Annotated in this window: 6 protein-coding genes; 1 reads left to right on the forward strand and 5 read right to left on the reverse strand. The window is 59.6% G+C overall.

From position 1 onward, the window contains the following. Nucleotides 1-522 precede the first annotated feature (522 nt). Nucleotides 523-729 carry a cold-shock protein gene (locus R6U20_RS03575; RefSeq protein ID WP_410336498.1) on the reverse strand — a complete coding sequence of 69 codons (207 nt, stop codon included), beginning with the start codon at nt 727-729 and terminating at the stop codon, nt 523-525. A 470-nt stretch (nt 730-1,199) separates the two neighbouring features. Between R6U20_RS03575 and R6U20_RS03580 the strand changes: the two genes are divergently transcribed. Continuing rightward, nucleotides 1,200-1,805 carry an SDR family NAD(P)-dependent oxidoreductase gene (locus R6U20_RS03580; RefSeq protein ID WP_410336499.1) on the forward strand — a complete coding sequence of 202 codons (606 nt, stop codon included), beginning with the start codon at nt 1,200-1,202 and terminating at the stop codon, nt 1,803-1,805. 115 nt (nt 1,806-1,920) lie between these two features. Here R6U20_RS03580 and R6U20_RS03585 read toward each other — a convergent pair whose 3' ends face one another. From R6U20_RS03585 to R6U20_RS03600, 4 genes are all read right to left on the reverse strand, one after another. Next, a complete protein-coding gene (locus R6U20_RS03585) occupies nt 1,921-2,358 on the reverse strand; it encodes a hypothetical protein (RefSeq protein WP_410336500.1) in 438 nt (145 codons plus the stop codon). Between the two features lie 78 nt (nt 2,359-2,436). Beyond that, nucleotides 2,437-4,707, reverse strand: a complete 2,271-nt coding sequence (locus R6U20_RS03590) for an ATP-binding protein (RefSeq protein WP_410336501.1) — start codon at nt 4,705-4,707, stop codon at nt 2,437-2,439. Nucleotides 4,708-4,725: 18 nt separating this feature from the next. Next, on the reverse strand, nt 4,726-6,606 hold the full coding sequence (locus R6U20_RS03595) for a hypothetical protein (RefSeq protein ID WP_410336502.1): 1,881 nt from the start codon (nt 6,604-6,606) through the stop codon (nt 4,726-4,728). A 425-nt stretch (nt 6,607-7,031) separates the two neighbouring features. Beyond that, the coding region (locus tag R6U20_RS03600) for a beta-eliminating lyase-related protein (RefSeq protein ID WP_410336503.1) at nt 7,032-7,453 on the reverse strand (422 nt) is incomplete at its 5' end.

The following is a 7,453-nucleotide window of genomic DNA, read 5'->3' on the forward strand; positions in this document are numbered from 1 at the left end:
CACGCTCAACCCCCCCCCACTTCATACCTGTCTTTACTTAGTGCTCTGTCAACCCTCATTTTGATGGTTGCCTTGCAATCACCCTCCCACGAAGCCTGTCATGGTGAGCGCAGTCGAACCATCTCCTTGGTGTTTAGCAGGAACTTTTGGGGACGGCACAGCACGCGTATCCATCTTGGTTTAACCCACAGAATGACCTGTGACACGGCATTAGTGCTGTGTCACAGGTAAATGGTTGGGTAGCTTACGCGAAGGGTTGTCATGGAAGGCCGCAAAAGATCCCGGACAATCCCGACAGCCTCGGGAGCTGATCCGGGCCGAGCGAAGCGAGGGCCGAAGGTCATGCCTGTGGTACGCACGAAGTAATCTATTCCTCCTCCTAAAAAACACCGATCCCTTCAGGATTAGCGACAACAAAAAACGCCCTGCTTATCGGAAGCAGGGCGCTCGTTCGAATGAATACACAGTGCCGAGTCGTATGCCGAGTCGATGCCGCATACGCAAACGGGACGTGGGCGTGCGTTAGAGCCGCTCCACGCTGAGGGCATTAAGCCCTTTGGGGGTTTCTTCGACATCAAACTCGACTTCTTCTTCGTCTTGCAGGGGCCCCCGGGCCTCCTGATCGGCGATGTTCGAGTGATGTACGAATATATCTTTGGTTCCGTCGTGGGGGGCAATGAAGCCAAATCCCTTTTCGACGCTGAACCATTTTACTGTTCCTTGTGGCATATCGATGTTGGTGTTGGTGATTGCGCAGGTTGGCCACGGCACTTTCCGTATACTGCCACACTGCGACCTTAGATATTGTGAAGCGCGTATCTCAACTTAGTCCATGCTGTATGTGTTCGCATCTCACACACGCTTTTCATATACTACATGCGTTTCATAGCGAGAAGGCAAACAGATCGTGCTTTTTGGGCGGTGGTAGACATCGTAAGTGACCGCTGAAGACCCCCAAGATGGGTCCGGTGTCTGCTGCCTTCAACTTAGGGGCGTTCACCATGTCACCTGTCGGACGCCCCTGCTACCGAATAGGCTCCTCCCGCATCCGCAAGTCACCCTGAGGTCTCCAGGTGGAAGGATTGCAGCGCCGAGCTCACACGCCCAGAATCGCTCCGCTCCGTGGAAAAAATCCCGTGTGCATGGTATCATTTGCCGTCTGACCCCCATCCTTTTTTCGACATCGATTCCAGATAACCATGAGATCATCGCCGACCGTTTGGATTACGGGGGCCTCATCAGGCATCGGAAAAGCTCTGGCCCATGCGTGGAGTCAGCGCGGGGCGCGGTTGCTGCTTTCGGCGCGCCGACGCGAGGCGCTGGATGCGGTGCGTGAGCAGTGCGCCCACCCCGAGCGCCACCGCGTGCTCCCGCTCGACCTGGCCGACCCGGCCTCACTTCACACCGCCGTAGACGAAGCCACCGCCGCCCATGATACCATTGATGTGCTCATGAACAACGGCGGGATCAGTCAACGTGGTACAGCGCAAGAAACGCAGCTATCGGTGGTGCGGCGCATCATGGAGGTGAACTTTTTCGGGGCGGTTACGCTCATCTGTCCGGGGTATGTACGTACCAACGTATCCCACAACGCCTTAACCGAAGACGGATCGCCCTGTGGTGCTATGTCGGCGTCAATTCGTAATGGCATAGATCCGGGCGATTGCGCCACCGCCATCATTCGGGCGATGCATGAGGAGCGCGACGAGGTGTACATTGGCGGAGTCGAAACCTACGCGGTCTACCTAAAACGGCTCTATCCAGCGCTCTTCAACCGGCTCATCCGTATCATTGATACGACGTGATGCCGACACGCTGCTGGCCGCATGCACTTGCATCCCGCATAACCACAGTGGCAAAGACGTGTGGATAGGGCAGGCGAGCCCGATAGGGAGACGAAGCCGCGCCGCAACCAGCCCGCTACTCTGCCGCTTTGGGCCACGAGGTGTCGGCGGGAAGCGGGGCCTGCGGGGCTTGCAGCTTCAGTTCGTCGGGGATATCGTTCGATTGGGGATCTGGGTTGACAACGGCCACAATGGGCAGTGCCAGCGCGGTAAAGAACTTGCCCAATGCAGCAATCAGAAACTCCTGTTGCAGCTCTACAAAGTCGGGCTCGAAGCGGCCCTGATCATCGAGATGGCCCTGAATATCGAGATACAGCACACGGGGCCAGTCCGGAAACTCGTCTTGCGCCTGCTTCAGCAACGCAAAGATGTCACGGGCAGCCGTCTCGAAATCGTCGGTAGCATCCACCACATGATAGAGCGACACCGTATTGTCAAAGTTCATATGGATGCCTGGCGCATCCGGCTTATTGTACTCCGGCACAAAATCCGGCATCTCGTGCTCAGGCGGCATATGTAGCAAGGCGTTGGTGGGCGAAAAACGAACCAGGGAATCCAATGCGTAGCAGGACAAATGGATTCGCAGCCCGTGCTATGTTGAGGTAGATGCCGACACCGTGCTGGGCGGATAGCCAAAGTGCGACCGGAACTGATCGCTGAATGACGACAGGCTTTCGTATCCTACCGCGTACGCTACTTCGGTGACGGTGCCCTCCCCTGCTTCGAGCAAACCGTGGGCGGTGCTCATGCGCACCTCGCGCACCAGTGCAGCCGGCGAGGGCGCATTGTTGGAGCGAGCCCGCCGGTAGATGGTGCTACGACTAACGGCCATTTCTTCTGCAAGGTCGTCTACATCGAAGCCGGACTCAGTTAAGTTGGCCTCGATGATTGCCCGGGCCTTGCGCTCAAACGCAGACATAGAAGCGTCGGGCGCTGGTTCGCCGTTAGATTTCGGTGGGGCGGCTGTTGAGGCCGATGCAGCGGAGGTGTCTTGGGCAGACGATGAGCGCATGCGTCGGCGCAGGCGCTGCATCCATTGCATCATGCCGTGGATGCGCATCTGCAAAACCGCCGGGTCGAACGGCTTTGTGATGTAGTCGTACGCGCCGTCCGATAGCCCCTGAAGCTCGCTGGAGGCGTCAGCGCGAGCGGTAACCATGATGACGGGGATGGCTGCCGTTTCGGTGGTATCGCGCAGGCGGCGGGTCATCTCCATGCCATCCATGCCCGGCATCATGACGTCGGCCAGAATCAGGTCGGGCAGATGCGTGGTTGCTTGCTCCAGCCCGGCCTGGCCGTGTTCAGCTTCAAGGATGCGGAACTCTGCTTCCATGATAGATCGTACGTAGGCGCGCATGTCGGCATTGTCATCAACAATGAGCAGGAGCGGTGCGCGCGAGGGCGTGGGCGGTCCGGGGGTGCGATGCGTGCTGTTGGCGGGAGCGGTGTCGCTGCTTGGGATGGAGGCGTCGCCCGTCGTTGCGGTATCGCCCGAGACCGCCCCGGAGGACGCTACAAACGGGAGGGCGGCATCCGGAGTCGGGTCCGTGTTGAAGGCCGTATCGGCGTTTTCGGATTCAGAGGAGGGGCGGTAGCGCTCGGGCAGGGCCTCGCGGCCCCGTGGCAAGATGACGGTGAAAGTGGCTCCTTCTTCCAGCGCACTGTCTACCGTAATGCGTCCGCCATGCGCCTCCACCAGGTCTTTTGTGAGGGCGAGCCCGATGCCGGCGCCTTCGTGGGCCCGCGTGGGAGACCCGTCGACCTGCTGGAAGCGCTCGAAAATAGTCTGGTGGTGTGCCTCGGCAATGCCAATGCCGGTATCGGAGACCAGGAGGCGCGTTTCGGTTTCGGTTTCGTCAATACGCACCATCACGTGCCCGCCCTTGGGCGTAAACTTGATAGCGTTGCTCATCAGATTCGAGACCACCTGCTGCATGTACTCAAGATCGGCGTAGGCGGGGGGGGCATTCTCAGGGGGAGCGCTGTGTTCAACGCGTACCGCAATATCGTGCTGCCTACCCAGATCTATAAACGTACGAGCATGCGCCGCCAGACGCTGGCCCAGCGCACAGGGGGTCGGACTCATGGCAAGCGTACCGGCTTCCAGACGGGCCAGCCCCAGCAGCTGCTTCACCATATGCAGCAGGCGCTCCGCATTGCGCTTCACGACAGATAGACGGTGCGTTGTTTCGTTGTCGGCAGAATGCTGCGCTAAAAGCTGCTGCACGGGACCCAGGATAAGCGTGAGCGGCGTACGCAGTTCGTGGCTGATGTTAGCGAAAAACTGCGATTTGGAGCGGTCGAGCGACTGAAGCCGGCGGGCTTGGCGGGCCAGTTGCTCGTTCTTATCGCGAATCTCGGAGGTGCGCGCATCGACCAACTGTTCCAGGTGGCGTTGCTGTTGACGCAGCGAGTGGGTGCGCCACTGCACGATTCCCACAAGCAAGCCCCCACCTCCAAGCACGTACAGCAGATAGGCCCACCACGTGCGGTACCATGGGGGCAGAATGGTAAATGTGTAGGGGGATATGTCGGTGACGGTGCCGCGGGCGGTGCGGGCCTGCACCTCAAAGGTATAGCTGCCCGGTGCAAGGTTGGTAAAGTCGCGTTGGGCCTGCGTCGTCCATTGCGACCAGGTCTCGCTGAGCCCGCTAAGCCGCACGCGATACTCGGTCGTATGCGGCATCGTAAAGCTGGGAGCCGCGTAGCGGATGCGTACGCTGTTGTTGGCATACCGAATAGGCGGGGGCTCGGACGAGGAATCGGCGGTGTGAAGCGCCGTCTCCGATGGAATTGCCGACATGTCGCGAATCAGCACCTTGCCTGCCGAGAGTGTATCAGCGTTGGGCTGGTAGCGAAGCAACCCGCCATCTGTGGCCAGCTATGCCACATCGTCTTCGGCGAGTGCGTCACGTATCACCACGCGCGGCACGCGGCGTAGCGAGCGCATCTGCCAGGTCCAGTCGGAGCGGTCCTGGCTCCACCACCCGAACCCAACTTCGGTGTTGCCCCACCAGCGCCCAGCCCCGTCGGCAGCCATTAGGACACGCGGTTCATTCAGCGAACCGGGTACGTAGGGCGGGTCTTGCGTACGGTTGAATTGTTCTGTGTCGGGATGGAAGCGATGCACACCTTCTTCCGTGGAAAACAGCACCGCATCCCCAAAGCGAAAAGGCATCACATGCCCCTCGGGTAGGCCATCGGTGGTTGTGAAATGCTGGGTACCGACAGGACGGCCCTCGTCATCCACCTGAACACGAACGACGCCTGCGTAGCGTGTGCCCACCCAGAGCGTAGAATTGTTGGCCCAGGCGGGGCGGCTGAAGTTGCCGATGTCATCGCGCAGGTTTCCGGTGCGGGTCCAGGCGGTAGAATCGGAGCGCTCGAAGCGTTCAATGCCCCGCGAGGTGGATACGTACAGCTGGTTGGGAGCATGGGGCGCAGCGGTAACGCGAAAGGCATGCGATTCCTGAAGGCCGACGCCCTCATACTGATCGCTTTGCTCCCACCGAAAGAGGTCGCTGGCGGCTCCAACCAGCAGGGTGTCGCGGTCTTGGTGCAGGTTCCAGATCTGCGTGAACGGAGCGTGTTTTTCGAGTTGAGCAGGCGTACCTGGCTCCGCGCTCGGTACGATGGTGCCCATGCCGTGATTGGTGCTCACGGTGAGGGTGTCGTTGTGGCGCACCACATCGGTCACGGTTTCGTCGTCGTACTCGCCCGAAAAGACACTAAGCGGCGTATTCCAGTCGATGCGTCGCAGTCCGCTGTCGAGCGTGGCCCACACCCCGCCTTCGTGATCTTCGTAGGTGGATAGCACGGGCTGGTTGGGAAACGGAAAGTGGCGAATAAGCGTGCCGCTGGCATCAAACAGAAAGAGTCCTGCCCCAATGGTAGCCAGTGCGTATGTGCCATCCGAGAGGCGGTTAAGGTCGTACATCAGCGCATCTCCGAAGCGATCTGCAAACGAGAGGGAAAGCGCACGCACGGCATTATCGTCGTCTGCATTATCGTCATATACGTAGAGAGCGTTCGTTGATGTGGCCACGAGGATCTGGTCATCGCCATACGGTGCAAGGTCCCGTATGCTCTGCGAATCGCCACTTTCGGTGGGGGGAAGCGAGAAGACCGGGCGTAAGCTGTCGCCTGCAACAGCATGCACCCCCTCGGTTTGTGAAGCCACGTATGGGGTGCCGTGAACAGTGACTAACGGGAAAAAGTAGTCGTCGGCCTCTGCGGGCGTCCAGTGATGCATGGTCTTGTCTGAGGTCGACCAGCGGTACAGGCCCTCGTAGGTGTGGAAGTACACAAAGGAGCCCGCTGCTTCCACGCTCCAGATGTTGCCCAGATCGTCGGGGCCTTCTTCGATCTGATCGCGCAGGGAAACGTAGTGCTGCCCGGAGTCGCTCGGAGCAAGGTAGCCCAGTTCGTCTTGCGCGCCCACGTAGATGTGTCCATCGGCCCCTTGTGCCAGCCCGCGCACAATCGACCGGTTAGATACGGGAATGAGGGACCAGCGGGCGCCATCGAAGCTGAGCACGCCCCGGGTGTTAGCAACGTGGAGCACGCCGTTGTCGCCTTGCATTGCCATCCAGTTTTGCGTGTCGGCGTTGTAGTCCTCGGGCGTGTAGGTTTCCACGAGCGGCATCCCTGCTTCCGGATGCGTCCAGTGCGCGTGCGACACTGAGTCGGGGGAAATGGGTTGCGCAGTTGCAATGACAGTCGGAGGCGCCAGCAGCAAGACCAGCAGCAAGACAGGAAGCACGCTGATACGCCAGGTGCTACCGATGCCATGAACATCGTCATGGACAACCAGCCCGAAACTAAGTCGAAGAGACGCCGGGAGCATGGAACTACCTGTACTGTAGGGGACACCGTATCCCAGTCAGCATATAAAGGCGACCCGCTGGATCTCGCAGGCGGTACAGCATGCCGATCTATCGATACGGTAGAGACGCTCCTCTTTAGTGGTAGAGCGCCATACTGCAACCAGTTACGCGACTTGCCTCCAATCGTTCGAACCTATCGTTCGATAAGAAGCAGAAAAGACGCAGCGATCATATGGCAAGGAAACATACGTTATGCGCACATGCTTGTCAATCGCAGTACAGGAGTGTTACCCACAAGGCCCAACATGTCGCATCCCCTATAACTCTTCCGTCTGGCTCCGGGAGATCGCGTCGCTCGGTATTAGCTGTAGAGCGTACGCAGCGTGTCGATCGTCGTATCGATATCGGCAGACGACACGTCGCGGTGGGTGGTGGCACGCAGGGTGTGTGGCCCAAAAGGCGTGAGTCCAATCCCCTCATCGGCCAGTTGTGCGGTGACCGTTTCGGCGGATGCTTTGGGGGTGTCGAAAATCACAATGTTCGTTTCGACCGTCTCCACATCGATCTCGAACGCAGGGAGCGCATCAATGGCCTGAGCCAGGCGGCGAGCGTGGGCATGGTCGGTCGTCAGTTGGTCGCGGTGATGCGCCAGTGCGTAGCGCCCAGCGGCGGCCAAGATGCCCGCTTGGCGCATGCCCCCGCCCAGGCGTTTACGCACACGCCGCGCTGCATCGATGCAACCTGATGCACCTGCCAGTACCGACCCAACGGGAGCGCCGAGTC

Source organism: Longimonas sp. (assembly GCF_046498435.1).
Taxonomy (GTDB): domain Bacteria; phylum Bacteroidota; class Rhodothermia; order Rhodothermales; family Salinibacteraceae; genus Longimonas.

Bases quoted from the DNA above. Each gene is read 5' to 3' on its own strand.
- R6U20_RS03575 (WP_410336498.1), bottom strand. From the start codon at position 729: ATGCCACAAGGAACAGTAAAATGGTTCAGCGTCGAAAAGGGATTTGGC.
- R6U20_RS03580 (WP_410336499.1), top strand. From the start codon at position 1,200: ATGAGATCATCGCCGACCGTTTGGATTACGGGGGCCTCATCAGGCATC.
- R6U20_RS03585 (WP_410336500.1), bottom strand. From the start codon at position 2,358: ATGCCGCCTGAGCACGAGATGCCGGATTTTGTGCCGGAGTACAATAAG.